At 61.0% G+C, this 26,904-nt stretch carries 22 protein-coding genes and 2 tRNA genes; 5 read left to right on the forward strand and 19 right to left on the reverse strand.

The window, feature by feature from the left end:
- Positions 1-72 precede the first annotated feature (72 nt).
- The 7 genes from dnaB to rnr all read right to left on the reverse strand — a co-directional run bounded on the left by dnaB (position 73) and on the right by rnr (position 7,374).
- Positions 73-1,470, reverse strand: coding sequence for a replicative DNA helicase (gene dnaB / locus AC07NR_RS14335; RefSeq protein WP_495078818.1), 1,398 nt, complete (start codon positions 1,468-1,470; stop codon positions 73-75).
- 120 nt (positions 1,471-1,590) lie between these two features.
- Positions 1,591-2,037 (reverse strand): 50S ribosomal protein L9, encoded by a 447-nt coding sequence (gene rplI / locus AC07NR_RS14340; RefSeq protein WP_003186385.1) that lies wholly within the window; start codon positions 2,035-2,037, stop codon positions 1,591-1,593.
- Between the two features lie 19 nt (positions 2,038-2,056).
- Positions 2,057-2,947: a YybS family protein gene (locus tag AC07NR_RS14345; RefSeq protein ID WP_085711164.1), complete on the reverse strand. Its 891-nt coding sequence runs from the start codon at positions 2,945-2,947 to the stop codon at positions 2,057-2,059.
- Between the two features lie 37 nt (positions 2,948-2,984).
- Complete coding sequence (gene rpsR, locus AC07NR_RS14350; RefSeq protein WP_002551829.1) at positions 2,985-3,215, reverse strand: 30S ribosomal protein S18; 231 nt, start codon at positions 3,213-3,215, stop codon at positions 2,985-2,987.
- A gap of 28 nt (positions 3,216-3,243) precedes the next feature.
- The gene (gene rpsF, locus AC07NR_RS14355; protein ID WP_007950702.1) at positions 3,244-3,672 is read right to left on the reverse strand and encodes a 30S ribosomal protein S6; all 429 of its coding nucleotides are present in this window, start codon (positions 3,670-3,672) and stop codon (positions 3,244-3,246) included.
- 307 nt (positions 3,673-3,979) lie between these two features.
- A complete protein-coding gene (rlmB, locus tag AC07NR_RS14360) occupies positions 3,980-4,747 on the reverse strand; it encodes a 23S rRNA (guanosine(2251)-2'-O)-methyltransferase RlmB (protein ID WP_007967448.1) in 768 nt (255 codons plus the stop codon).
- Positions 4,744-7,374, reverse strand: coding sequence for a ribonuclease R (rnr, locus tag AC07NR_RS14365; RefSeq protein WP_495078819.1), 2,631 nt, complete (start codon positions 7,372-7,374; stop codon positions 4,744-4,746). Before rnr ends, rlmB begins: the two co-directional genes overlap by 4 nt.
- A gap of 225 nt (positions 7,375-7,599) precedes the next feature.
- On the opposite strand from rnr, the gene AC07NR_RS14370 reads away from it, so the two are divergent.
- The 4 genes from AC07NR_RS14370 (at position 7,600) to AC07NR_RS14385 (ending at position 10,719) form a co-directional block, all read left to right on the forward strand.
- Positions 7,600-7,686 (forward strand) — tRNA-Leu (locus AC07NR_RS14370).
- 182 nt (positions 7,687-7,868) lie between these two features.
- Positions 7,869-7,955 (forward strand) — tRNA-Leu (locus AC07NR_RS14375).
- A 188-nt stretch (positions 7,956-8,143) separates the two neighbouring features.
- Positions 8,144-9,154: an extracellular solute-binding protein gene (locus AC07NR_RS14380; protein ID WP_423204786.1), complete on the forward strand. Its 1,011-nt coding sequence runs from the start codon at positions 8,144-8,146 to the stop codon at positions 9,152-9,154.
- Complete coding sequence (locus AC07NR_RS14385; protein ID WP_495078820.1) at positions 9,154-10,719, forward strand: ABC transporter permease; 1,566 nt, start codon at positions 9,154-9,156, stop codon at positions 10,717-10,719. Before AC07NR_RS14380 ends, AC07NR_RS14385 begins: the two co-directional genes overlap by 1 nt.
- A gap of 41 nt (positions 10,720-10,760) precedes the next feature.
- Here the strand turns inward: AC07NR_RS14385 and AC07NR_RS14390 are convergent, their stop codons facing one another.
- The 12 genes from AC07NR_RS14390 to AC07NR_RS14445 form a co-directional block, all read right to left on the reverse strand.
- Positions 10,761-12,695, reverse strand: a complete 1,935-nt coding sequence (locus AC07NR_RS14390) for a methyl-accepting chemotaxis protein (protein ID WP_495078821.1) — start codon at positions 12,693-12,695, stop codon at positions 10,761-10,763.
- A gap of 140 nt (positions 12,696-12,835) precedes the next feature.
- The gene (locus tag AC07NR_RS14395; RefSeq protein ID WP_085711159.1) at positions 12,836-14,125 is read right to left on the reverse strand and encodes an adenylosuccinate synthase; all 1,290 of its coding nucleotides are present in this window, start codon (positions 14,123-14,125) and stop codon (positions 12,836-12,838) included.
- 54 nt (positions 14,126-14,179) lie between these two features.
- Positions 14,180-15,367, reverse strand: a complete 1,188-nt coding sequence (locus AC07NR_RS14400; protein WP_114881212.1) for an ATP phosphoribosyltransferase regulatory subunit — start codon at positions 15,365-15,367, stop codon at positions 14,180-14,182.
- Between the two features lie 313 nt (positions 15,368-15,680).
- On the reverse strand, positions 15,681-16,550 hold the full coding sequence (gene hflC / locus AC07NR_RS14405; protein ID WP_027611416.1) for a protease modulator HflC: 870 nt from the start codon (positions 16,548-16,550) through the stop codon (positions 15,681-15,683).
- Positions 16,550-17,722, reverse strand: coding sequence for an FtsH protease activity modulator HflK (gene hflK / locus AC07NR_RS14410; protein WP_085711157.1), 1,173 nt, complete (start codon positions 17,720-17,722; stop codon positions 16,550-16,552). Before hflK ends, hflC begins: the two co-directional genes overlap by 1 nt.
- A 96-nt stretch (positions 17,723-17,818) precedes the next feature.
- On the reverse strand, positions 17,819-19,120 hold the full coding sequence (gene hflX / locus AC07NR_RS14415; RefSeq protein WP_064379099.1) for a ribosome rescue GTPase HflX: 1,302 nt from the start codon (positions 19,118-19,120) through the stop codon (positions 17,819-17,821).
- Between the two features lie 12 nt (positions 19,121-19,132).
- Positions 19,133-19,393, reverse strand: a complete 261-nt coding sequence (gene hfq / locus AC07NR_RS14420) for an RNA chaperone Hfq (protein WP_007902656.1) — start codon at positions 19,391-19,393, stop codon at positions 19,133-19,135.
- 93 nt (positions 19,394-19,486) lie between these two features.
- The gene (gene miaA, locus AC07NR_RS14425; RefSeq protein WP_495078822.1) at positions 19,487-20,458 is read right to left on the reverse strand and encodes a tRNA (adenosine(37)-N6)-dimethylallyltransferase MiaA; all 972 of its coding nucleotides are present in this window, start codon (positions 20,456-20,458) and stop codon (positions 19,487-19,489) included.
- Positions 20,458-22,365, reverse strand: coding sequence for a DNA mismatch repair endonuclease MutL (gene mutL, locus AC07NR_RS14430; protein WP_408986443.1), 1,908 nt, complete (start codon positions 22,363-22,365; stop codon positions 20,458-20,460). The genes miaA and mutL overlap by 1 nt, the downstream gene beginning before the upstream one ends.
- The gene (locus AC07NR_RS14435; protein ID WP_371320912.1) at positions 22,362-23,747 is read right to left on the reverse strand and encodes an N-acetylmuramoyl-L-alanine amidase; all 1,386 of its coding nucleotides are present in this window, start codon (positions 23,745-23,747) and stop codon (positions 22,362-22,364) included. Before AC07NR_RS14435 ends, mutL begins: the two co-directional genes overlap by 4 nt.
- A gap of 51 nt (positions 23,748-23,798) precedes the next feature.
- Positions 23,799-24,269: a tRNA (adenosine(37)-N6)-threonylcarbamoyltransferase complex ATPase subunit type 1 TsaE gene (tsaE, locus tag AC07NR_RS14440; protein ID WP_119429449.1), complete on the reverse strand. Its 471-nt coding sequence runs from the start codon at positions 24,267-24,269 to the stop codon at positions 23,799-23,801.
- The gene (locus AC07NR_RS14445) at positions 24,257-25,756 is read right to left on the reverse strand and encodes an NAD(P)H-hydrate dehydratase (protein WP_495078823.1); all 1,500 of its coding nucleotides are present in this window, start codon (positions 25,754-25,756) and stop codon (positions 24,257-24,259) included. Before AC07NR_RS14445 ends, tsaE begins: the two co-directional genes overlap by 13 nt.
- A gap of 63 nt (positions 25,757-25,819) precedes the next feature.
- Between AC07NR_RS14445 and queG the strand changes: the two genes are divergently transcribed.
- Positions 25,820-26,902, forward strand: coding sequence for a tRNA epoxyqueuosine(34) reductase QueG (gene queG, locus AC07NR_RS14450; protein WP_248738528.1), 1,083 nt, complete (start codon positions 25,820-25,822; stop codon positions 26,900-26,902).
- Positions 26,903-26,904 lie beyond the last annotated feature (2 nt).

The following is a 26,904-nucleotide window of genomic DNA, read 5'->3' on the forward strand; positions in this document are numbered from 1 at the left end:
ATATAGCACAAAAAATGACCAATTCCGACGGCTGTGGTCGGAAATATCAGGGGCTGTCAGACGAGGACGGACTTACTCGTCGTCGTCGAAGTTATAGCTGCCCGGCGCGAGGTTTTCGAAGCGTGTGTACTTGCCGATGAAGGCCAGGCGGATAAAGCCGATCGGGCCGTTCCGCTGTTTGCCGATGATGATTTCGGCGATGCCTTTGTGCTCGGTTTCCGGGTGATACACCTCGTCCCGGTACACGAACATGATCACGTCGGCGTCCTGCTCGATCGCTCCGGATTCCCGCAAGTCGGAGTTCACCGGGCGCTTGTTGGGACGTTGTTCCAGGGAACGGTTGAGCTGCGACAGAGCCACCACCGGGCAGTTGAATTCCTTGGCCAGGGCTTTCAGGGATCGGGAGATCTCGGAAATCTCGTTGGTCCGGTTGTCACCGCTGGAACCCGGGATCTGCATCAGCTGCAGGTAGTCGATCATGATCAGGCCGATGTCACCGTGCTCGCGCACCAGACGCCGGGTCCGGGCACGCATCTCCGACGGGCTGATGCCGGCGGTGTCATCGATGAACAGCTTGCGGTCGTTGAGCAGGTTGACCGCCGAGGTCAGGCGCGGCCAGTCGTCGTCTTCCAGCTGACCGGAACGCACCTTGGTCTGGTCGATGCGGCCGAGGGACGACAGCATACGCATGATCAGCGATTCGCCTGGCATCTCGAGGGAGTACACCAGCACCACCTTGTCGCTGCGCAACACGGCATTTTCCACCAGGTTCATCGCAAAAGTCGTCTTACCCATCGACGGACGACCGGCGACGATGATCAGGTCAGACGGTTGCAAGCCGCTGGTCTTCTCGTCGAGATCGGTGTAACCAGTGGACAGGCCCGTGATCGCGTCAGCGGTGTTGAACAGGGTGTCGATACGGTCGATGGCCTTGGTCAGCAGGTCATTCACACCCACCGGGCCGCCGGTTTTTGGCCGGGCCTCGGCAATCGCGAAAATCTGCCGTTCGGCTTCGTCGAGGATTTCCTCGGCGGTGCGACCTTCAGGGTTGAAGGCGCTGTCGGCAATTTCGGTGCTGATGCCGATCAACTGACGCAACGTCGCACGCTGGCGGACGATCTGCGCATAGGCCTTGATGTTGGCGACGGACGGCGTGTTTTTCGCCAGTTCGCCGAGGTATCCGAGGCCGCCGACTTGCGAGGTCTGACCTTCCTTGTCCAGTTGCTCGGCAAGGGTCACGACGTCGATCGGCGAGTTCTGATCGGCCAGTTTGGCGATCGCGCGGAAAATCAGACGGTGGTCATGCCGGTAGAAATCGCCGTCGGAGACTTGATCGAGCACGCGTTCCCAGGCGTTGTTGTCCAGCATCAGACCACCGAGCACGGCCTGTTCGGCCTCGATGGAATGCGGCGGCACCTTCAGCGCGGCGGTTTGCAGATCGTATTGCTCGGGAGCGGAGATTTCGTTCATGGCCACTTTTTATTCAGGAAAAGCAGGGATTGCAGAAAGACAAAGGGCACGACCTGTAGACAGGATCGTGCCCGATGTTAACCGTCTGACGGACAAGCCGCCAGTCGATCAGGGTGTTGCTTAAGCTGCTACCACGACAACGCGTACGGTGGCTTCAACTTCGGCGTGCAGGTGCACAGCCACGTCGAATTCACCCACGTTGCGGATGGTGCCGTTCGGCAGACGAACTTCGCTTTTTGCAACTTCAACGCCGGAGGCGGTCAGTGCGTCAGCGATGTCGTGAGTACCGATCGAACCGAACAGCTTGCCTTCGTCGCCAGCGGTGGCAGTGATGGTCACTTCCAGCTCGGCCAGTTGGGCAGCACGGCTTTCAGCCGATGCTTTACGGTCGGCAGCGGCTTTTTCCAGCTCAGCACGACGCTCTTCGAACGCAGCCAGGTTGGCAGCGGTCGCAGCGGTGGCTTTGCCGAAAGGCAGCAGGTAGTTACGGCCGTAACCGGCCTTAACGTTTACTTTGTCGCCCAGGTTGCCCAGGTTGGCGATTTTTTCCAGAAGGATCAGTTGCATGTGGAAATCCTCTTAACTTTTAACCTTCACCGTTCGCGTTATCGGTGTCTTTCGACACGTGACGACCGCGAAAATCAATCAGGCTGTCGACAATGGCCAAAACCACAAGCAACGGACCGAGCAAGTGCATGAAAGGCACGAGCGTGACGTATATCCCCACCAGCCAGAAGCCGGCCAGCCGTTTCTGCGCCACCAGCCCGTGAACCAGGGCCAGACCGGCGAAGAACAGCGGCACGCTGCACAACGGCAACAGAACCAGTGCGTGCAGACCGAAGAACGGTGCCACACACATGACGGCCAGAAGCGACAGCGCAACGCCTTTCGGCAGTCGGATGGCGCGAAACTCGCGACCGAAACCGCCGGGGTTATACAACAACGCCTGCCAGTAGCGCCCAAGAATCAGGCACAGCACGCTAAAGACCTGCAACGACACCGCTGTCGAAATGATCGACAGTGGAACCGCCAATCCCGTGAGAATCGCCTTCTGGTCTGCCGAGAATTTCTCGTAGACCTCACCCATCGCCAGCGGCAAGACTTGTTCAAACGTCTGCGCCAGCGCTTCGGTGAAGGAACCGAAAACGGTCCCCAGGCTCACGGCAATCAACAATCCCACGGCCACGCTGACCAGCAGCACGCGATTCCAGGTGTGTTCGGCGCGTAAAACCAGCGCCAGACCGCAAGCCCCGAGCAGCACAATCAGTGCCGTCGGGTCTTTGAGGTAGTGCCAGCTCACCAACGCTGACAACACTCCCACACCCAGGACGCTCAAGGCGTCCGAACCGCGCCGCAGGAGCACAAGGCAACCTGCAGCGGCACTCAACCAGAACAACAGCGGCAATGCCGCAGATCCGGCCACGACCAGCGTGGCCTGCATACGCCCCCGCATGATGAATTCAGCCAAGGCACGCATGCATTCGATCCCTTACTTACTTGTCGACTACCCGGTCTCAGCGGCCGTGGCTGTCGGTGTAGGCCAGCAGGGCCAGGAAGCGGGCGCGCTTGATAGCGGTGGCCAGCTGACGCTGATAACGAGCTTTGGTACCGGTGATGCGGCTTGGAACGATTTTGCCGGTCTCGGATACGTAGGCTTTCAGAGTGTTGAGATCTTTGTAGTCGATCTCCTTCACGTCTTCAGCGGTGAAGCGGCAGAATTTACGACGACGGAAGAAACGTGCCATTTGATAGGCTCCTTAAAAGGTCCGTGGATTACTCGTCAGCGTTATCGCTGTTGTCGCTGTCGCTATCGCTGTCATCGCCATCGGCGCTGCCATCGTGCTCAGGACGTTCGCGACGCTCACGGCGCTCACTGCGGTTTTCTTCAGCCTTGAGCATCTCGGACTGGCCGGTAACGGCTTCGTCGCGACGGATGACCAGGTTACGGATCACAGCATCGTTGTAGCGGAAGTTGTCTTCCAGCTCGGCCAGGGCCTTGCCGGTGCACTCAACGTTCAGCATCACGTAGTGAGCCTTGTGAACATTGTTGATTGCGTAGGCCAGTTGACGACGGCCCCAGTCTTCCAGACGGTGGATTTTGCCGCCGTCTTCTTCGATCAGCTTGGTGTAACGCTCAACCATGCCGCCGACTTGCTCGCTCTGGTCAGGGTGGACCAGAAAGATGATTTCGTAATGACGCATGAATGCTCCTTACGGGTTGTAGCCTGCCGCTCAAAAACGGTCAGACAAGGAGTGAATGACACTTATGGACTTGCCGGCGCGGGGCACATGGGTGCCTGCCGTCACAGCAAGGGGCGCAATTGTAGAGAAGGGACAGAAGAGGTGCAAGGCAATTGGTGATTATTTGAACAGCCACACTTTCTGCCACACCAGAAAACACTGTGGGAGCGAGCCTGCTCGCGATGGCGGCTTAACATCCAACAATGATGCTGAATGTAACTCCGCTATCGCGAGCAGGCTCGCTCCCACATTTTGGACTGCGCGAGGCTTAAGCCTTTTTGGCAGCCGCCTTGGCCTTGGCACCGCGCTGGCGCTGGGCCTCGAACAGGCACACGCCTGTTGCCACGGAAACGTTGAGACTGCTGACGCTACCGGCCATCGGCAGGTTCACCAGGTAGTCGCAATGTTCACGGGTCAGGCGACGCATGCCTTTGCCTTCGGCGCCCATGATCAGGATGGTCGGGCCGGTCAGGTCCTGGTCATAGATGCTGACCTCGGCCTCACCTGCCGTGCCGACAACCCACAGACCACGTTGCTGAAGCTTTTCCAGGGTGCGCGCAAGGTTGGTCACGGCCACCAGTGGAATCACTTCCGCCGCGCCGCAGGCCACTTTACGCACGACCGGCGTCAGCGTGGCCGACTTGTCTTTCGGCACGATGACCGCCAGCGCACCGGCAGCGTCCGCCGAACGCAGGCAGGCGCCGAGGTTGTGCGGATCGGTCACGCCGTCGAGCACCAGCAGCAGTGGCGCGCCTTCGGTGCGATCGAGCAGCTCGTCGAGCATCGCTTCGCCCCAGACCTGGCTCGGACTGACGTCCGCCACCACGCCCTGGTGCACGCCTTCGACCCAGGCGTCCATTTCGCGGCGCTCGGCCTGACCGATCTGGACCCGGTTTTCGTTGGCCAGCTCGATCAGCGTCTGCACCCGTGGATCGTTGCGGCTTTCAGCCAGCCAGATCTGCTTGACGCGTTTAGGGTGGTGACGCAGCAACGCTTCTACCGCGTGAACGCCGTAGATTTTTTCCAACTGACTCATGACTTCGCCTTCGGTTTACGTGCTCCGCCGCTTTTGGCTGGAGCGGAACCCGCTTTTGGCGGGCCCTTGCGGTGTTTGCTCGGTTTGCCTGGCTTGCTGCCGGAGGCCTTTTCAGGCGCCGACCGTCCGGTCTTTCCCCCGGACGCCGCTTTACCACCGTTTTTGGCGTCGGCCAGCAAGGCCTTCTTCATTTCACGGCTTTTGCGCAACTCGGCGTTTTTCGCCACGGCATCGCTCGGGCGATAGGCCTCGGCGACCTTTTCCTTGGCCGGACGACGGCTGGCGGTTTTGGCCGGAGTCTTTTCTTCCACAGCCTTGGCCGCTGGGGCAGCGGTTTCGGCACCACGCTTCTTGCGGCCGATTGGCGCGCTGATGGTTTTTTCCGCCATCTCGAAGTCGATCTTGCGCTCGTCGAGATCGACGCGCATGACGCGCACTTCAACGGTATCGCCAAGACGGAAGCTGCGGCCGGTGCGCTCGCCCGCCAGGCGGTGATGCACAGGGTCGAAGTGATAGTAGTCGCCCGGCAGCGCCGTCACGTGCACCAGACCTTCGACATAGATATCGGTCAGTTCGACGAACAGGCCGAAACCGGTCACGGCAGTGATCACGCCCGGGAACGATTCGCCTACGCGGTCTTTCATGAACTCGCACTTGAGCCAGTTCACCACGTCGCGGGTCGCTTCGTCGGCACGACGCTCGCTCATCGAGCACTGCTCGCCGAGTTGCTCCAGCGCCGCCTCATCGTACGGATAGATGCGCGCCTTCGGAATGGTCATCGCGCCGGCACGGCGAACGTGCGGGGTGTCCTGTTTCGAATGGATCACGCTGCGGATCGCGCGGTGCGTGAGCAGGTCCGGGTAACGACGGATCGGCGAGGTGAAGTGGGTATAGGCTTCGTAATTCAGGCCGAAGTGGCCTTCGTTCTGGGCGCTGTACACCGCCTGGCTCAGGGAGCGCAGCATCACGGTCTGGATCAGATGGAAATCCGGACGGTCCTTGATGCTGGCCAGCAGGGCCTGATAGTCCTTCGGCGTCGGGCCGTCCTTGCCTTTATGCAGGGACAGGCCGAGTTCACCCAGGAACGCACGCAGTTTTTCCAGACGCTCCGGCGGCGGACCATCGTGAACACGGTACAGCGCAGGGATTTCGTGCTTCTTCAGGAATTCGGCGGTAGCCACGTTGGCCGCCAGCATGCATTCCTCGATCAGCTTGTGCGCGTCATTACGGGTGGTCGGACGGATTTCGGCAATCTTGCGCTCGGAACCGAATATGATCCGGGTTTCCTGCGTTTCGAAATCGATCGCGCCACGCACGTGACGGGCAGCCAGCAATACCTTGTACAACGCGTAGAGCTGTTTGAGGTGCGGCAGGACGTCGGTGTATTCGCCGCGAAGCTTGCGAGCTTCAGTCGCTTTCGGCGTTTCCAGCATCGCGCTGACCTTGTTGTAGGTCAGACGGGCGTGGGAGTGGATCACCGCTTCATAGAAGCAGTAGTCGGTCATTTCGCCGGATTTGGAGATGGTCATCTCGCAAACCATGGCCAGACGGTCAACGTGCGGGTTCAGCGAGCACAGGCCGTTGGAGAGTTGCTCCGGCAGCATCGGCACCACGCGCTCGGGGAAATACACCGAGTTGCCGCGCACCTGGGCTTCGTTGTCCAGGGCCGAGCCGATCTTCACGTAGCTGGAAACGTCGGCAATCGCCACGTACAACTTCCAGCCGCCGGAGAACAGACGCAACTTGCCTGGCTTGGATTCGCAGTAGACCGCGTCGTCGAAGTCGCGGGCATCTTCACCGTCGATGGTGACGAACGGCAGATGGCGCAGGTCGACGCGTTTCTCTTTGTCTTTCTCTTCGACTTCCGGCTTGAGCTTGCCGGCTTCCTTCAGAACGGCTTCAGGCCAGACGTGCGGAATGTCGTAGGTGCGCAGGGCGACATCGATTTCCATGCCCGGCGCCATGTAGTTGCCGACGACTTCGATCACATCGCCTTGCGGCTGGAAGCGCGGAGTCGGCCAGTGGGTGATTTTCACCTCGACGAACTGACCGATCTGGGCGTTGGCGTTGCGACCCGGGGTCACCAGCACTTCCTGCTGGATCTTCGGATTGTCCGCGACCACGAAGCCGATGCCGCCCTCTTCGAAGTAACGGCCAACGATGCTTTCGTGGGCACGGGACACCACTTCGACGATCACGCCTTCGCGGCGACCGCGACGGTCCAGGCCAGACACACGAGCCAGGGCCCGGTCACCGTCGAACACCAGACGCATCTGCGCCGGGCTCATGAACAGGTCGTCGGAGCCGTCGTCCGGCACCAGGAAGCCGAAGCCGTCGCGGTGACCGCTGATGCGGCCGAGGATCAGGTCGAGCTTGTCCACCGGTGCATAAGTACCACGGCGGGTGTAGATCAGTTGAGCGTCGCGCTCCATGGCGCGCAGGCGGCGGCGCAGGGCTTCGACCTGGTCTTCTGTGGTCAGACCAAATTCTTCGACCAGTTGCTCGCGGGCAGCAGGCGAACCCCGATCAGCAAGGTGCTGAAGGATCAGTTCGCGGCTGGGAATAGGGTTTTCATATTTTTCCGCTTCACGAGCGGCCTCGGGATCGAGGGACTGCCAATCGGCCATTAGAGAGTTTTCACCTTGTCTATATGCGGGTTAGTTTGGCATAGGCGCCATCAAACGGGAAATTTCCGACTCTATAAGGCGCGTCTGGAGCCTTGTATCGACGTCTGAAAGGCGTTTTGAACACCGCTGGTAAAAAAAACCAATTTTTTTGCTGGCAGGGGTTTACAGTTAAAAAGACGCTCCGTATAGTGCGCGCCATCGACGACGTACAGACACTGTCGAGATGCCCAGGTGGTGAAATTGGTAGACACGCCAGCTTCAGGTGCTGGTGACCTTACGGTCGTGGAAGTTCGAGTCTTCTCCTGGGCACCAATTTCGAGTTTGAGACTAGATCAGTTTCAAGACTCACACAAAAACCCGCGAAAGCGGGTTTTTTGCATTCTGCGTCCCGACTTTTTTCTGAAATTGATTTATTAAAATCAAATCAGGGGTTTACAGATCAAAAGGCGCTCCGTATAGTGCGCCACATCAACAGCGGCAACGCTGAAGATGAAGCCCAGATGGTGAAATTGGTAGACACGCCAGCTTCAGGTGCTGGTGACCTTACGGTCGTGGAAGTTCGAGTCTTCTTCTGGGCACCAATTCAAATTCAAGGTTACGATCTTGAATCTCACAAAAACCCGCGAAAGCGGGTTTTTGCGTTTCTGGCTTCCTGAAAAACTCAAGCAGCCCTACCAAACCCTTATCCTGCTCGCAATGAGCATTTGAGAAACGATATCGTTTATCATTGTTGCAAGTTTTTGCAATGCGACAGTGAGGAACCCTGCGAATGATGTTTCGAAATACCCTGCGCCGCGGCTTGACCTTCACCCTGCTCGGCCTGGCACTCGCCACTCCCCTCACCCAGGCTGCCGATGCGGTTTCCCTGACTCTCTACAACGGTCAACACAAGGAAGTCGGCGACGCGATCGCCAAGGCTTTCGAAGCCAAGACCGGTATTCACGTCAATGTACGCAAGGGCAGCAGCAACCAGCTTGCCAGCCAGATCATCGAAGAAGGCGACCGCTCCCCCGCCGACGTGATCTACACCGAAGAATCCCCGCCACTGAACAACCTCGGTGAACTCGGCCTGCTGGCCAAGAGCGACGATGCCACTCTGGCAGTCCTGCCGAAAAAATACGTCGCCGGCAATGGCACCTGGATCGGCGTCACCGCACGGGTTCGCGTAGTCGCCTTCAACCCGAAACTGGTCGATGAAAAAGACCTGCCCAAGTCGGTGCTGGATTTCGCCGATCCGCAGTGGCAAGGCAAGGTCGGCTTCGTGCCCACCAGCGGTGCCTTCCAGGAACAAGCCGTCGCCATCATCAAAAAGCATGGTCGTGAAGCCGCCGAAGAATGGCTGACCGGCCTGCGCGCCTTCGGCAAGACCTACAGCAACAATATGGTCGCCCTCAAGGCTGTGGAAAACGGCGAAGTCGCCACCGTATTGGTGAACAACTACTACTGGTTCGCCCTGCAGCGGGAGAAAGGCAAGCTCGACTCCAAACTGCATTACTTCACCGGCGGCGACGTGGGCGGCTTGATCACCGTCTCCAGCGCCGCGGTGCTGAAGTCCAGCAAACATCCAAAAGAAGCCCAGCAATTTCTCGCCTACATGGCCAGCGAGGAAGGCCAGCGCGTGATCACCCAGACCACCGCCGAGTATCCGTTGCACAACGGCATGGAGTCGGATCGCGGCCTCAAGCCTTTCAGTGAACTGGAAGCGCCGGACGTCACGCCGGCTGATCTCGGCAACGCCGAAGAAGCGCTGGATCTGGAACGCGAAGTTGGCCTGAACTGATGAGCGCCTCGTTATCCGCCCCCGCCACGCGCGGGGGTTACGTGCCACGGCGCAAGCGGCCTTCGATCTGGCTGGTCCTGCCGGTATTGCTGCTGGTAGTGATGAGCCTGTTGCCGCTGGCCTATGTCGGCCTCAAAGCCTGGCAGGCGGGCTGGTCCGAGGCGCTGCATTTGCTGTGGCGCCCTTACGTGTTCGGCCTGCTGCGCAACACACTGGCACTGATGGTCGGCGTAACCGTGACTTGCGGCGTGATCGGCCTGTCGCTGGCATGGTTGCTGGAGCGCAGCAACCTGCCGGGCCGGCGTTTGTGGGGCGTGATTCTGTGTTTGCCGTTTGCGGTACCGGCATTCGTCAGCAGCTTTACCTGGGTATCGCTCAGCGCGCAGTTCGAAGGACTCGGCGGGGCGATCCTGGTGATGAGTCTGTCTAAATATCCTCTGATCTTTCTTCCGGTGGCAGCCACTCTGCGCAATCTCGACCCTTCCCTTGAAGAGTCGGCAAGGACACTGGGACAGAATCGCTGGGGCGTGTTTTTCCGCGTCACCTTGCCCCTGCTCTGGCCTTCGCTGCTGGCCGGTTCGCTGCTGATTGCGTTGCACATGCTGGTGGAATTCGGCGCACTGTCGATCATTGGCCTGCAAACCTTCACCACCGCGATCTATCAGCAATTCGAGCTGGAATTCAGCAATGCCAACGCAGCGATGCTGTCGGCGGTGCTGCTGGCGCTGTGTTTGATGCTGCTGTGGCTGGAACTGCGGGTGCGTGGCAAGGGACGTCACGTGCGAACCGGCCAGGGTGCGGCGCGTCGGGCCGAGCAAGTGCAACTCGGACCGTGGGCAATTGCCGGTCAGCTTTATTGCCTGACGTTGGCGATTGTTGGCAGCGGGATTCCGCTGGGGATGCTGGCGTATTGGCTCGCAGTGGGATCTTCAGCGGCATTCCCCGTTGCAGCGATCACCGAAGCCTTGCTGTCTTCGCTTGCGCTGTCGCTGGGTGGCGCGGGATTGTGTCTGCTACTGGCGGTACCGGTCGGATTGCTGGTGGTGCGCTACAAAGGCCAACTGGCGATCTGGGCCGAACGTCTGCCCTATCTGCTGCATGCGCTGCCGGGGCTGGTGATTGCGCTGACGCTGGTGTATTTCGCCCTGCATTACGTGCCGGCGCTGTATCAGACGTCCATGTTGTTGCTGATCGCGTATGCGCTGCTGTTCCTGCCACTGGCTCAGGCGCCGATCCGCACAGCGCTGAACAAGGCAGCCCCCCAACTGGAAGAAGCCGCCCGCACTCTGGGCGCGTCGTCGTTCACGGCGTTCTGCCGAGTGACCCTGCCGATCATCTTCCCCGCACTGGGCGCGGCGTTCGCACTGGTGTTTCTGGATGCCATGAAGGAACTGACGGCGACGCTGCTGCTGAGTCCGACCGGGCTCAACACCTTGGCGACCGAAGTCTGGGCACACACCGCGAATGTCGAGTTCGCAGCAGCGGCGCCTTATGCCGCGTTGTTGATCGTGGTGTCGGGACTACCCGTCTACCTGCTGACAACCCGGATGTATTTGAGCCGATAAAAAAATCGCAGCCGAAGCTGCGATTTTTTTTGCCCGTGATATCAGGCCCGGAACTGCCCCAGGCTGGCTTTGAGCTGCGCCGCCAGACCGTCCAGCACCTTGCCGCTGGCCGTGGTCTCGACCACCGCCTGAGCGGCCTTCTCCGCCTGGGCATGAATCGTCTCGACCCGACCGCGCACGGCCTGCGCCCCCTGCGCCTGATGCGCCGCTGCCTGAGTCGCCAGACCAATCGCCGCATGCACCTGCTCGACCGACGCCTGCACCGACTGCTGCAACCGCGCGCTGTCACGCAGCACCAGCAAACCTTCGCTGGCCTGACGCCCGGCCTGACCAATCGCCTCAACCGCCTCACGGGCGCCCTGCTGCAAGGCCACGATGTGCGCCTGAATGTCGCCGGTAGAGCTTTGAGTCTTGCTCGCCAGCGCCCGGACTTCGTCCGCCACCACCGCAAAACCGCGACCGGTTTCACCGGCCCGGGCCGCTTCGATGGCGGCGTTGAGCGCCAGCAAGTTGGTCTGCTCGGCGATACCGTGAATCACGGTCAGCACCACTTCGATCTGCTCACTCTGCTGTGCCAGCCGCTCAATGACTTTCGCCCCGGTATCGACCTGCCCCGCCAAAGCCTCGATCAGGCTGCCGACCTTGGCCGACGTGCGGGTGTTCTCATCGGTGGCCTGACGAATATCCACCACCTGCTTCAGCGCCGCCTGCATCGCATGGCTTTCCGACTGCGCCTCATCAGCCATTTGCGACAGCGCGCGCAGACTTTCGGCGACTTCATCACGCTGCATCCCGGCAGCCGCATCGGCACCGGCATTGCGCAGCGTCATCGCGCCGATTTCCACACCCGTGCGCTGAGCCACATCTCCGGCCTCGCGCACGATCGGCTGCAACTTATCCACAAAGCGGTTGACCGCCGAAGCCATGTCACCGATTTCGTCCTTGCTGTTGATCTGCACCCGCTTGGTCAGGTCACCCTCGCCTGCCGCCAGGTCATCCATGGCGGCGTTGAGCATCTTCAAGCGATTGACCACGCGGTGGCCGAGAACCACCGCCAGCAGCAACAGCACGCCAGCGCCGACCAGCGCCAGCCCCATGCCGATACGCCAGCGCAGCGTGGCTGCGGCGTCCTGTACGGTGTTGGTCGTGTTGGCTTTCATCTCTGCAGCCGTGGATTGCGCCGACTGCAGGCGCGCACGCATGGCCGTGGCGCTGTCGGCGGCGGCGCCCTTGAGGCTGTCGCCGACCAGTTGATCACTGCTGGCGATCAGTGCCGAGAAGCGCTGATCGAGTGCCGCCAGATCGGTGTCCACCGAGGCCGTCGAGACGCCCATCAGCACCTTGCCGATCTCCACGCCGTTGGGATTGATCGAGGCTTCGAGGTAGTAGACCGACGGATCGTTCTTCGCCGCATCCAGCACCTTATCCAGCGCCCGCTCGCCCTGGCCTTTTTCCAGAAGGGCCTTGTTGATCGGGTTTTCGCGGTTGAGATAGCGGGTCAGATGCTGGCCGGTGGCGTCGTCGTAAACCACGAACAGCACGTTGGGATTGCGCTGGGCCCGGCGGGCGAATTCGGACAGGGTGGGCACGTCGCTGTCCCACATGGCGCGAGGCGCTACGGAGGCGAGCAACTGAGCCATGTCGTTGGCCGAGTCTTTCAGGTCTTTTTCCAGGGTCGCACGCAGTTGTGCCTGCTCGTCCTTCAGACGCGAGGACAGGCCGGCAGTCAAACGCTGGCGAGTATTGGTGGATAAGGTATCGAGGCTCGAGGTGACTTCACGCCCGGCCTGCTCCAGCTCACCGGAGAGCTTCTGGCTGTCGGCGCCCAGGCGAGTGCCCAGGTCGGCTTCCAGCGCGGTGACGGTGCTCCGCGTCAGGGCAACGGCCACCAACACCTGCACCAAAAGGGCGATACCAAGGGTAACGAATACGGGCCGCAACAAACGGCTTTGTAACAGTGAGAGAACGGCCGACACTGTGAATCCCTCTACTTCTGACGCCATTAATTTGATGGCACTCTTGTAGACAGATTCACAGCAAAGGTCATGCCGTCCAACAGGCATAAACGACAAAGGCCCCGATGAAGGGGCCTTTGTGTTTTTACATCAACGACTTATCAAGCGAACGGATGACGCAGAACGATGGTTTCGTTGCGGTCCGGGCCCGTCGAAATAATGTCGATCGGCGCGCCGATCAACTCTTCAACGCGTTTGATGTAGGCGCGAGCGTTGGCTGGCAGCTCTTCCAGGGTCTTGGCACCCACGGTCGACTCGGTCCAGCCTGGCACTTCTTCGTACACAGGCTGCAGGCCTACGTAGCTGTCAGCGTCAGTCGGCGCTACGGCGTTGCCTTGCGCATCTTTGTAGCCGGTGCAGATGTTGATGGTTTCCAGGCCGTCGAGTACGTCCAGCTTGGTCAGGCAGATGCCCGAGATGCTGTTCACATCGATAGCGCGACGCAGGATAACGGCGTCGAACCAGCCGCAACGACGGGCACGGCCGGTGGTCGCACCGAACTCGTGACCCTGCTTGGCCAGGTGCGCACCGACTTCGTCGAACAGCTCGGTCGGGAATGGACCGGAACCTACGCGAGTGGTGTAAGCCTTGGTGATGCCCAGGATATAGTCCAGGAACATCGGGCCAACGCCCGAACCGGTCGCCACGCCACCGGCGGTGGTGTTGGAGCTGGTCACGTACGGATAGGTACCGTGGTCGATGTCGAGCAACGAGCCTTGGGCACCTTCGAACATGATGTCTTTGCCGGCGCGACGCAGGTCGTGCAGCTCGGCAGTGACGTCCAGCATCAGCGGCTTCAACAGCTCGGCGTACTCCTTGCACTCGGCCAGGGTCTTTTCGAACTCGATGGCCGGCTCTTTGTAGTAACCGACCAGCATGAAGTTGTGGTAGTCCACCAGTTCACGCAGCTTGTCTTCGAAGCGCGGCATGTTGAGCAGGTCGCCCACACGCAGGCCACGACGTGCAACCTTGTCTTCGTAAGCCGGGCCGATGCCGCGACCGGTGGTACCGATCTTCAACTCGCCACGGGCCTTTTCACGGGCCTGGTCCAGCGCCACGTGGAAGGACAGGATCAGCGGGCAGGACGGGCTGATACGCAGACGCTCGCGCACCGGTACGCCTTTCTCTTCCAGCTTGGTGATCTCGCGCAGCAGGGCGTCAGGTGCAACCACCACGCCGTTGCCGATCAGGCACTGCACGCCTTCGCGCAGCACGCCCGACGGGATCAGGTGCAGGACGGTTTTCTCACCGTCGATCACCAGTGTGTGGCCAGCGTTGTGGCCACCTTGGTAGCGCACTACGGCGGCAGCATGTTCGGTCAGCAGATCAACGATCTTGCCTTTGCCCTCATCACCCCACTGGGTGCCCAGGACTACGACATTCTTACCCATAACACTTGTCCTCATTCGCGCAAACTTGGTGCCGGCGGTGGCCGGCAGGAAAACTCAAGAAGCCAGTGGCGATACTTGCCAAAGCCCGTTCTGCTGGATCAATTGCCGGTCGCAGTCCGCATCACGGGCGGCGGCCAAAGGTTGTCCAGGCAATGCCTGAACGACACGCTGACCCTCACTGCGCAACTGGCAAACCTGCTGCCAGAGTGCCGCATCCGTACTGTCAGGCATCCAGATACCGCCAGACGGTAGCTCGACCTCAGCACGCCCCAGGGTCACCAGGGTTTTCAAATCGGTGGAAAAGCCGGTTGCCGGACGGGCGCGACCGAAGTCGGCGCCGATGTCGTCGTAGCGACCGCCCTGAGCAATGGACTGGCCGACACCCGGCACGAACACGGCGAACACCACACCGGTGTGGTAGTGGTAACCGCGCAGCTCGCCCAGATCGAAGTACAGCGGCAGCTCCGGGAAGCGCGCCGACAGTCGCTCGGCGATCGCCAGCAAATCTTCCAGTGCCGCCAGTACCGGCGCCGGCGCATTGGCCAGACGCTCGCGGGCAGCGCTCAATACTTCACGGCCGCCGCACAGGTCGACCAGCGCACGCAGCATGCCGGACAGATCGGCCGGCAGGCCCTCGGTCAGGGTAATGACCTCGTCGATGGCCTTGCGTTGCAACGCATCGAACAGCTGCTGCTCGACTTCACCCGACAGACCGGCCGCCTGGGCCAGACCACGGTAGATGCCGACATGCCCCAGATCCATGTGCACGTCCGGCACATCGGCCAGTTGCAGCATGGCCAGCATCAGGCTGATGACTTCAACGTCGCTGCTCGGGCTCGCATCGCCGTACAACTCGGCGCCCAACTGGATCGGGCTGCGCGAGGACGACAAGGCACGCGGCTGGGCATGCAACACGCTGCCGGCGTAGCACAGACGGCTCGGGCCTTCGCGACGCAGGGTGTGCGCATCGATGCGCGCCACTTGCGGCGTGATGTCGGCACGGAAACCCATCTGCCGGCCCGATTGCGGGTCGATGACCTTGAAGGTACGCAGATCCAGGTCCTGGCCCGCGCCGGTCAGCAGGGATTCCAGGTACTCGATATGGGGAGTCACGACAAACTCGTAACCCCAGCTCTGGAACAGATCCAACACCTGACGACGCGCGACTTCAATGCGCGCCGCTTCCGGTGGCAGTACTTCTTCGATGCCATCTGGCAGCAGCCAGCGGTCTACCGTTGCCATTACGCCATTCCCCTTAGATCCGGGCGGCCAGCCCGAGGGCGAGCCTTGAGTGAAGCAGAAAATGACCGGCCCGTTCAAAACGCACGCGCATGAACGACGCGGCGAAAGGCCTGTTACCGGCTTCGCCCATCACTTTCCTCGAAAAACTGTCGGGCCATTCAACCCGATCTTCTGCAACAAAAACAGCAATCAAACGTGCAGACGCAAAAAAGCCGGGAATTTCCCGGCTGCCGCATCATACACACGTTTTCCGAAAGGATCACCCCGCCCGAGGTTTTAGCCGCCGGGCGGAATGATTCAGGTCAACGTCGTATCAAGGCTTGGACTTTTCCAGATAACGGAAGAAGTCGCTGCTTGGGTCGAGGACCATGACGTCGGATTTGTTCGCGAAGCTTTCACGGTAGGCGCGCAGGCTGCGGTAGAAACCGTAGAACTCCTGATCCTGACCGTAAGCCTTGGAGTAGATCGCAGCGGCCTGGGCATCGCCGTCACCGCGAATCTCTTCGGATTCACGATAGGCTTCAGCCAGCAGCACGCGGCGTTGACGATCGGCGTCGGCACGGATGCCTTCGGCCAGCTCGTTACCCTTGGCGCGGTGCTCGCGAGCTTCACGCTCACGCTCGGTGCTCATACGTTCGAACACGCTGCGGTTCACTTCCTTCGGCAGGTCGATGGCCTTGACCCGGACATCGACCACTTCGATACCCAGCTCTTTTTCCGCCATCTTGTTCAGCGACGCCGTGATGTCGGCCATCAGCGCATCGCGCTCACCGGACACCACTTCGTGCAAAGTACGTTTACCGAACTGGTCACGCAGGCCCGATTCCAGACGACGGGACAGACGCTCGTCGGCGATCTGCTTGAGGCCGGAAGTCGCGGTGTAGAAGCGCTCGGCATCTTTCACGCGCCACTTGGCGTAGGCATCGACCATCACGGCTTTCTTTTCCAGGGTCAGGAAGCGTTGTGTCGGTGCATCCAGCGTCATCAGACGTGCGTCGAATTTACGCACCTGGTTAACGTAAGGCACCTTCACATGCAGACCCGGCTGAACGTCAGCCTGAACCACGCGACCGAACTGCAGCAGCACCGCACGCTCGGTCTGAGCCACGATGTAGAAGCAGTTCCAGCCAACCAGTACCACAACAACGCCAACGATCAGGGCGATCAGCGATTTATTGCTCATCAGCGGGTCTCCCTTGTACGTGTCTGCGGCAGGTCAGTGACATGCGGCACGACATCCGTGTTGTTGCTGGCGGCGGCTGAACCGGTGACCGGTGCACTGCTGCCCGAACTGTTCTGAATCATCTTGTCCAGCGGCAGGTAAAGCAGGTTGCTCTGGCCGTTCTTGTTGCCGGTCACGAGAACCTTGCTGGTGCTGCTGAAGACTTCCTGCATGGTGTCCAGGTACAGACGCTGACGAGTGACCTCGGGCGCCTTGCGATACTCGGCAACCAGCTTGGTGAAGCGATCAGCCTCACCCTTGGCGCGGGAGACCGTTTCGTCGCGGTAACCGTTGGCATCTTCGAGGATGCGCTGGGCCTGACCACGGGCTTCCGGCACCACACCGTTGGCGTAGGTTTCAGCCTGGTTGCGCGAACGCTGCTCGTCTTCACGGGCGCGGATCACGTCATCGAAGGCTTCCTGTACTTCACGCGGTGCGGCTGCGCTCTGCACGTTGACCTGGGTTACGGTGATACCGGTGCGATAGGTATCGAGGAAACGTTGCAGACGCTCCTTGATCTCGCTGGCCATCAGCTCACGACCTTCGGTCAGCACCTGGTCCATCGCGGTGGAACCCACCACATGGCGCAGCGCACTGTCGGTCGCGTGTTGCAGGCTGATTTCCGGCTGGTCGACGTTCAGCACGAAGTCCTGCAGGTTGCTGATCTTGTACTGCACGGTCAGCGGCACTTCGACGATGTTCTCGTCTTCGGTCAGCATCTGGCCCTGCTTGGTGTAGGCACGCTCGCGCGTGACGTTTTCCATGTACTTCTTGTCGATCGGCGGGAAGTAGATGTTCAGGCCCGGGCCGACGGTCTCGTAGTACTTGCCGAAGCGCAGCACCACGGCCTGCTCCTGCTCGTCCACCACGTACACCGCGCTGTACAGCCACACGGCCGCCAGCACGACGAGGCCGATGCCGAGCAGGCCGCCGAAGCCGCCACTCTTGCCCGAACCGCCACCGTCATCACCACCCCGTTTCTTTCCACCACCGAACAACCCGTTCAGGCTTTCCTGCAGCTTTCGGAAGGCCTCGTCGAGATCTGGTGGTCCCTTGCGGTCGCCGTTATTGCGGCGCTTGCCACCCCAAGGATCCTGATTGTTCGAGTTGCCACCCGGCTCATTCCAAGCCATAGCGCTCTCCATCTGATAAAGCAAAGACGCACCCACGGCGCGCCGACCAATGCTACAGAATGCCTGCCGTTGCGGCACAACCGCTTTTTCAGGCTTTTATTGCAAAGTGTGTTGCTCGATGAACTCCGTCGGCACAACGCCTTCACGACTGACCAGTCGATTGAGCTCCGAGCGCGGCAATCGAATGGCCAGCAAGCTGACACCTTCTTCGTCGTATTCTTCTTTCTGTACCGCGCCCAGTTCGAAGAACTGTGCACGCAGACGCGCAAACCGCTGGGGCAGACGCAAGGTTCCGACAAACAAATCACTGCCCAGCAATTCGGCAATGGCTTGCTCAAGCAATTCCAGACCAGTGCCATCACGCGCCGACAACCAGACCCGTTGAGGCTTGCCGTTCTCGTCACGCTGGATTTGTGGCTCAACGCCTTCAAGCAAATCGAGTTTGTTATAGACCTCGAGGATCGGCAAGTCCTGGGCACCAATCTCGCCCAGCACCACCATTACCTGCTCGATCTGCAACATGCGATCCGGTTCGGCCGCATCGATCACGTGCAACAGCAGGTCGGAATTGCTCGACTCTTCGAGCGTAGACCGAAATGCCTCGACCAGCTTGTGCGGCAAATGACGAATGAAGCCCACGGTGTCGGCCAGAACGATCGGCCCCAGGTCGTCCAGTTCCAGGCGGCGCAGGGTCGGGTCCAGCGTGGCGAACAACTGGTCGGCCGCATAGACCTCGGACTTCGTCACGTTATTGAACAGCGTGGATTTACCGGCGTTGGTGTATCCCACCAGAGACACGGTAGGGATATCCGCGCGTGAACGGCCGCGACGCGACTGTTCGCGCTGACTGCGCACTTTTTCCAGCCGGCCCTTGATCTGGCGCAGGCGAACCCGCAGCAGGCGTCGGTCGGTTTCCAGCTGGGTTTCACCCGGACCGCGCATGCCGATACCGCCACCCTGACGCTCAAGGTGAGTCCAGCCGCGGACCAGCCGGGTGCTCATGTGGTCAAGCTGGGCCAGTTCTACCTGGAGCTTGCCCTCATGGGTACGGGCGCGTTGGGCGAAAATATCGAGAATCAGACCGGTACGGTCGATCACGCGACACTCGAACACACGTTCGAGGTTACGTTCCTGACTGGGCGTAAGGGTGTGATTGAAGATGACCAGATCGGCTTCTTCGGCGTGTACCAGGTCGCGCAGTTCCTCGACCTTGCCGCTGCCGATCAGGTATTTGGCGGTTGGCCGATGACGCGGTACGTTGAAAAACGCAACGGTCTCGGCGCCTGCCGAATTTGCCAGTTCCTGAAACTCCTGCGGATCTTCGCGCGCCTCAGGGTCCTGTCCATCCAAGTGAACGAGGATGACTCGCTCACCACCACCGTGGCGCTCAAAGAACAAAGGAGACTCCTATCAGGCGTTACCTGGCTCAGCGTCACCTGCTTCGGATTCGGTTGCGCTTGGCAGACGAATTGGACGAACCGGCACGACTGTAGAGATAGCGTGTTTGTAAACCATCTGGCTGACGGTGTTCTTCAGCAGGATAACGAACTGGTCGAACGATTCGATCGTGCCTTGCAGTTTGATACCGTTGACCAGGTAGATGGAAACCCCAACTTTCTCTTTACGTAAAGTATTCAAGTAAGGGTCTTGTAGCGAATGCCCTTTTGACATGTGCCGCACTCCTTTAAGGATTCAATATAAAAAATAGGTAATCAGATGGCTTTTGCCGCCACACCCCCAAGGATAGACGGCAATTGCAAGGACTCAGCTCAATATGGAGATGGTCCCAAGGTATTTCAAGGTGCGTGGCAGATTGTCGCAATCCAGACTGTCGAGCCAGTGCAAATCGTCCCAGCTGCGCAGCCAGGTAAACTGGCGTTTGGCCAATTGGCGCGTGGCGATGATGCCCCGCTCCTGCATTTCGGCCGCCGTCAGCTTGCCATCCAGGTAATCCCAGACTTGGCGGTAGCCTACCGCACGTATAGACGGCAACCCGGCATGCAGGTCACTTCTATTACGCAGGGCTACGACCTCGTCGATGAATCCCTGTTCCAGCATATTTGTGAATCTTTGTTTAATGCGGTCATGCAGTACCTGACGATTTGCCGGAGCAATGGCCAAGTTCGCGACAGTATAGGGCAATTGTTGCCGTCCCGATGCCGCCGCTTCGGTACTTTGTACAGATTGTTTCAGCCGCAGTTCAGTCATGCTCTGACCGCTGACCCGATAAACTTCCAGCGCACGACTCAGGCGTTGCGGATCGTTCGGGTGAATACGCGCCGCCGATTCCGGGTCGATTGCTGCCAGTTGATCGTGCAGGGCTTGCCAGCCAAGGCGTGCAGCCTCTTCTTCGATCTGCGCACGAACCTCGGGATCCGCCGCTGGCATGTCCGCCAGACCTTCGACCAAAGCCTTGTAATAGAGCATCGTGCCGCCCACCAGCAGCGGAATTTTTCCGCGCGCGGTGATTTCGGCCATGGCTTGCAGGGCATCGCGGCGGAAATCCGCAGCCGAATAAGCCTCGGCCGGGTCGAGAATGTCGATCAGGCGGTGCGGATACTCGGCCAGCAGTTCTTTCGATGGTTTGGCGGTGCCGATGTCCATGCCGCAATAGACCAGCGCCGAATCGACACTGATCAGCTCGCACGGCAGCACCTTGGTCAGCTCGATGGCCAGGTCGGTCTTGCCCGCAGCGGTCGGGCCCATCAGGAAAATCGCTGGAGGAAGCTGGCTCATCAGCGACCGCGCAGGAACAGTTTGTCGAGATCGTCCAGGCCCAGTTGGGTCCAGGTCGGTCGGCCATGGTTGCATTGACCGCTACGCTCGGTGTTTTCCATGTCGCGCAACAGGCCGTTCATTTCCGGCAAGGCCAGGCGGCGATTGGCGCGGATCGCGCCGTGGCAGGCCATGGTGCCGAGCAGTTCGTTCAGGTGTGCCTGGATCCGGTCGCTGGTGCCGTACTCCATCAGGTCCGACAGCACGTCGCCCACCAGACGGTTGGCCTCGGCCTGTTTGAGCAGGGCCGGAATCTGCCGGATCGCCAGGGTTTCCGGGCCCAGACGCTGCAATTCGAATCCGAGACGCTGGAACCACGCCGCGTGTTCTTCAGCGCAATCGGCCTCGCGCTGACTGACCGCCAGCGACTCCGGCACCAGCAAAGGCTGGCCACTCAGGCCTTCGCTGGCCATGGCGATCTTCAGGCGCTCATACATGATCCGCTCGTGAGCCGCGTGCATGTCCACCAAAACCAGGCCATGGGCGTTCTCGGACAGAATGTAGATGCCCTTCAGCTGCGCCAGTGCGTAGCCCAGCGGCGGAATGTCTTCCTGACCGGCCGGCAGCGCGTTGGCATTTGCCTCGGGCAGCGGCGCGAAAAACTCGCGATACGCGGCCTGGGCCTCGGCAGCCGGGACGGCAGGTTGCGGACGTGGCGTGTATTGATACTGATAGGCGCCGCCAGTGCTCGCGCCCGACGAGGTATTGAACGCCGGTTGCGCTTGCGGCTGCTCCAGCAACGCATTGGCCGCCAGGCGCATTTCGCCCTGCGGGCCGAACTCGCCGGCCTCGAGACCGGTTGGTCGCACGATGGCAGTAGTGACCGAACCGGCAAGCTGATCTTCCGGTCGTACATCGCCCAGCGCACGGTGCAGCGTGCCATAAAGGAAGTCATGCACCATGCGTCCGTCACGGAAGCGCACTTCGTGCTTGGTCGGGTGCACGTTGACGTCGACCGCTGCCGGATCGACCTCGAAAAACAGCGCGAACGTCGGATGCCGGCCGTTGAACAGCACATCGCGATAAGCCTGACGCACCGCGTGGGCCACCAGTTTGTCGCGCACCGCACGGCCGTTGACGAAGAAATACTGCAAATCCGCCTGACTGCGGTTGAAGGTCGGCAGACCGACCCAACCCCACAGGTGCAAGCCATTGCGTTCGATCTCGATCGGCAGCGCCTGCTCCAGGAAGCCCGAACCGCAGATCGCCGCCACACGCCGGGCGCGGGCCGCATCATCGTGGGCCTCGTGCAGACTGAGGATGGTCTTGCCGTTGTGGCGCAAATGGAACGCCACGTCGAAACGCGCCAGCGCCAGACGCTTGATCACTTCCTGCAGGTGATCGAATTCGGTTTTTTCGGTCTTGAGGAATTTGCGCCGCGCCGGAGTATTGAAGAACAGGTCACGGACTTCCACCGAGGTGCCGACCGGATGCGCCGCCGGCTGCACGCGGGGCGCCATGTCGCGGCCTTCGGTCTCGACCTGCCAGGCCTGATCGGCATCGCGGGTACGCGAAGTCAGAGTCAAACGTGCCACGGAGCTGATCGACGCCAGTGCCTCGCCCCGGAAGCCCAGGCTCATCACCTGTTCGAGGTCTTCGAGGTTGCGGATCTTGCTGGTGGCGTGACGGGCCAGAGCCAGCGGAAGGTCATCGGCAGAAATGCCGCTGCCATCATCGCGGACCCGCAGCAGCTTGACGCCGCCCTGCTCGACATCGACATCGATTCGTCTGGCGCCGGAGTCGAGGCTGTTTTCCAGCAACTCCTTGATCACCGAAGCCGGGCGCTCGACCACCTCGCCGGCGGCGATCTGGTTCGCCAGCCGCGGACTGAGCAGTTCGATGCGCGCTGCGTTCAGAACCTGATTCATTCTTTGGACGCCAGTTCGGTGCCCGGAATGGTCAGGTGCTGACCGACTTTCAGCTCATCGCTGCTCAGGTTATTGGCGCTGCGCAATGTAGCGGCCGACACCTGATAACGCACCGCGATCATCGCCAGGGTCTCACCCGGGCTAACCCGGTGATCACGTGGCCCTTGGGCGATCTTGCCCGAATCACGCAGCCACGCAATGTAAGTGCCCGGTGGCGGGTTCTGCTGGAAGAACTGACGCACGCCGCTGCTGATCGAACGCGCCAGCGCTTGCTGGTGGCTCGAGGCCGAGAGTTTGTTCGCTTCGTTGGCGTTGGAGATGAAGCCGGTTTCCACCAGGATCGACGGAATGTCCGGCGACTTCAGCACCATGAACCCGGCCTGTTCCACGCGTTGCTTGTGCAGCGGCGTGACGCGGCCGATGTTGGTCAGGACCTTCTGGCCGACGTTGAGGCTGGAAGTCAGCGAGGCAGTCATCGACAGATCGAGCAGAACGCCGGCGAGCATCCGGTCCTTGTCGTCGAGGCTGACGTTGCCGGCACCGCCGATCAGGTCGGAACGGTTTTCGCTGTCGGCCAGCCAACGGGCGGTCTCCGACGTTGCGCCACGGTCGGACAAGGCAAACACCGAAGCCCCGAAAGCCGCCGCAGACGGCGCAGCGTCGGCGTGGATCGAGACGAACAGGTCGGCGCCTTTCTTGCGGGCGATTTCGGTACGGCCGCGCAGCGGGATGAAGTAGTCGCCGGTACGGGTCAGTTCGGCGCGGAAGCCTTTCATGCCGTTGACCTGACGCTGCAATTCACGGGCGATCTGCAGCACCACGTCTTTCTCGCGCTGACCGCGTGAGCCGGACGCCCCCGGGTCTTCGCCGCCGTGACCGGCGTCGATCACCACAATGATGTCGCGCTTGCCGGCCGGGGCCGGAGGCAGTTTGATCGCAGGCTCGGCCGGGGTTACCGGAACGGCCGGAACGGTGGCGACCGTCGGTGCTGGCGCAGGGGTTGGCGGCGGCGCGGCATCGGCCGGGTTATCGAACAGGTCGACCACCAGGCGGTTGCCATACTGCGCGTTCGGCGCCAGCGAGAAGCTTTTCGGGGTGACGGCTTTCTTCAGGTCGATGACCACCCGCAGGTCGGTCGGCGTACGCTGGGCCGAGCGCATGGCGGTGATCGGTGTGTTGGCGGTGGAGACTTTCAACGGCGCGCCAAGGGTGGCGCCATTGATGTCGATCACCAGTCGATCCGGTGCCGTGAGGGTGAAGACGCTGTGCTGCACCGGCCCGGTCAGGTCGAACACCAGGCGCGTGTTGTCCGGCGCCCGCCACAGGCGCACGCTGTTGACCTTCGTTTCGGCCACAGCGTTGACGGTTACTGCCATCAACATCAGTCCAGCGGCAGCCACCAACGCGCGAAAGCGCATACCTAACCCCATCATTTATTTGGATTCCAACGCCAATGCGGCACACCAGGCCTCGCCACGCGAGCCCTGGGACAAAATAGTCAGCGAACGCCCGCTGTCTTGCGGGCTAATGGTAATGGTCAGGTCAGGCTTTGGCAAAAAGCCTGCACCTTTATCGGGCCATTCGATCAGGCACAGGGCATCGTCTTCGAAATAGTCGCGGATGCCGAGAAACTCCAGCTCCTCCGGATCCACCAGGCGGTACAGATCGAAGTGGAAGGCGCGGACGTCGCCGATCTCGTAGGGTTCGACCAGGGTGAAGGTCGGACTTTTCACCGCACCCACGTGCCCCAGCCCGCGAATGATGCCCCGCGACAGCGTGGTTTTGCCCATGCCGAGGTTGCCTTCGAGGAAGATCAGGCCATGCCCCCCGGTTACGCGGGCGATCCGTGCGCCAAAGTCGCTCATTGCCTGTTCATCGGCCAGGTACAGGGTTACTTCAGACACGGTGCATGCTCCTCCAACAACTGACGAATGGCTGGAATCAGATCACTGGCCGCCAGCCCACGGCCGAATTTACCTTGTTGCGCCCCGGCGTTGGCGTGCAGCCAGACCGCCAGGCACGCTGCGTCGAACCCATTCATGCCCTGAGCCAGCAATGCGCCGACCAGACCGGCCAGCACATCGCCGAGGCCCGCAGTGGCCATGGCCGGATGGCCTTGATGACACAACGCCAGACGCCCGTCGGGATGAGCGATCAGACTGCCGGCGCCCTTGAGCACCACCACTGCTGTGTATTTTTTGCTCAATGCCAGCGCGGCGGCCGGCCGGTCAGCCTGCACCTCGGCGGTGCTGATCCCCAACAGTCGCGCTGCCTCCCCCGGATGCGGCGTGATCACGCAATCCTTGGGCAAACTGACGAAACCGGACGCCAGCAGATTCAACGCATCGGCATCCCAGACTTGCGGCAGCGGTGCATTGGCGGTGGCCGACAGCAGCGCCCGCCCCCAACTCGCCTGTCCAAGCCCCGGGCCGACCACCAGTACGGACACCTTATCCAGCAGCCCCATCAGTTGATTGGCCGACGATGTGCCCAACGCCATGGCTTCCGGCACGCGGCTCAATGCGGCCGGGACATGTTCCGGACGAGTCGCCAGTGACACCATTCCAGCCCCGCTGCGCAACGCACTTTCAGTGCTGAGCAGAATCGCCCCGCCAAAGCCGTGATCACCGCCTATCAGCAGGACATGGCCAAAACGCCCCTTGTGCGCGGCCGGTGCCCGGGCCGGCAGACGCGGCAGATTCGCGACGTTGAGCCGGCGCGCGGCGACGGCAATGTCACTGTAAGTTTCGGCCGGTGCTTGCAGATTGTTGAACAGCAGGTCGCCGACGTGATCCGCCGCGTCCCCGGTAAACAGGCCAAGCTTGAGACCGATGAAGGTCACCGTAAGATCGGCGCGTACCGCGCTGCCCAGCACATTGCCGGTATCGGCACACAAACCGGAAGGAATATCGACCGCCACCACCGGCAGGCCGCTGGCATTGATTGCCCCGATCGCAGACAAGTACGGCTCGCGCACCTCACCGTTCAAGCCGGTGCCAAGCAACGCATCGACAAGAGTTCCGCGCAATTCACCAGAAGCAGTCCACGCAGCAATCGCAACCCCTTCGGCCACCGCCTCGGCATGCGCCAGGGCCGCATCGCCCTGCAAACGCTGCGGATCGCCGACGGCCAGCACCCGCACCACCCAGCCTGCACGATGGGCCAGCGCAGCGATCAGATAACCATCGCCGGCGTTGTTACCGTGCCCGGCCAGCACCGTCATTTCATTCGCCGAAGGCCATTGGCGCACCAGTGCGCGCCATGTCGCATGGGCCGCACGCCGCATCAATTCGAAGCCCGGCGTGCCGGCGGCGATCAGCCGTGCGTCGAGTGCCCGCACCTGCGCGGCGCGGTACAGCGCGTCGGGTAATTGATCTTTAGTGTGCGGCATGCGTCTTCGGGCTCCGATGTCTGGCAGAATTATACGCACCTCAGCTCCGGTTTCTCTCGCCTCATGTCCGCCATCACCACAGATCTTCCCGCCCTCGCCCAATCCATCAAGGACTGGGGCCGCGAGCTGGGCTTCCAGCAAGTCGGCATCAGCGGTCTGGACCTGGCCGAGCATGAACAGCATCTGCAACGCTGGCTCGAGGCCGGCTACCACGGCGAAATGGATTACATGGGCGCCCACGGCAGCAAACGTTCGCACCCCGAAGAGCTGGTGCCGGGCACTTTGCGCGTGGTGTCCCTGCGCATGGACTACCTGCCGGGCGACACACAAATGGCGCAATTGCTGGCCAAACCGGAAAAGGCCTACATTTCGCGTTATGCCTTGGGCCGCGATTATCACAAGTTGATCCGCAAACGCGTGCAACAACTCGCGGACAAGATTCAATCGGAAATCGGCCCGTTCGGCTTCCGCGCCTTCGTCGACAGCGCCCCGGTGCTGGAAAAAGCCATCGCCGAGCAGGCCGGCCTGGGCTGGATCGGCAAAAACACCCTGGTCCTGAACCGCAAGGCCGGCAGTTATTTCTTTCTCAGCGAACTGTTCGTCGACTTGCCGCTGCCGGTGGATGAGCCCCACAGCACCGAACACTGCGGGCGCTGCACCGCATGTCTCGACATCTGCCCGACCAATGCTTTCGTCGGCCCGTATGTGCTGGATGCACGACGCTGCATTTCCTACCTGACCATCGAACTGAAGAATGCCATCCCCGAAGACCTGCGACCACTGATCGGCAACCGGGTGTTCGGCTGCGACGATTGCCAGATCTGCTGCCCGTGGAACCGCTTCGCCCGCCCCTCCGGTGAAAGCGATTTCAAGCCACGGCACAATCTGGATAACGCCGAACTGGCCGAGCTGTTTTTATGGGATGAAGAAAAGTTCTTGAGCAGCACCGAAGGCTCGCCTCTGCGCCGGGCTGGTTACGAGCGTTGGCTGCGTAATCTGGCGGTCGGATTGGGGAATGCGCCGTCAACGATCCCGGTGCTGGAAGCGTTGAAGGCGCGACGGGATTATCCGTCAGAGCTGGTTCGTGAACACGTGGAGTGGGCACTCAAGCAACACTCGGGTCGCGACCTCCAGAATCACCAATAGCC

Source organism: Pseudomonas sp. GW821-FHT09C09 (genome assembly GCF_059418105.1).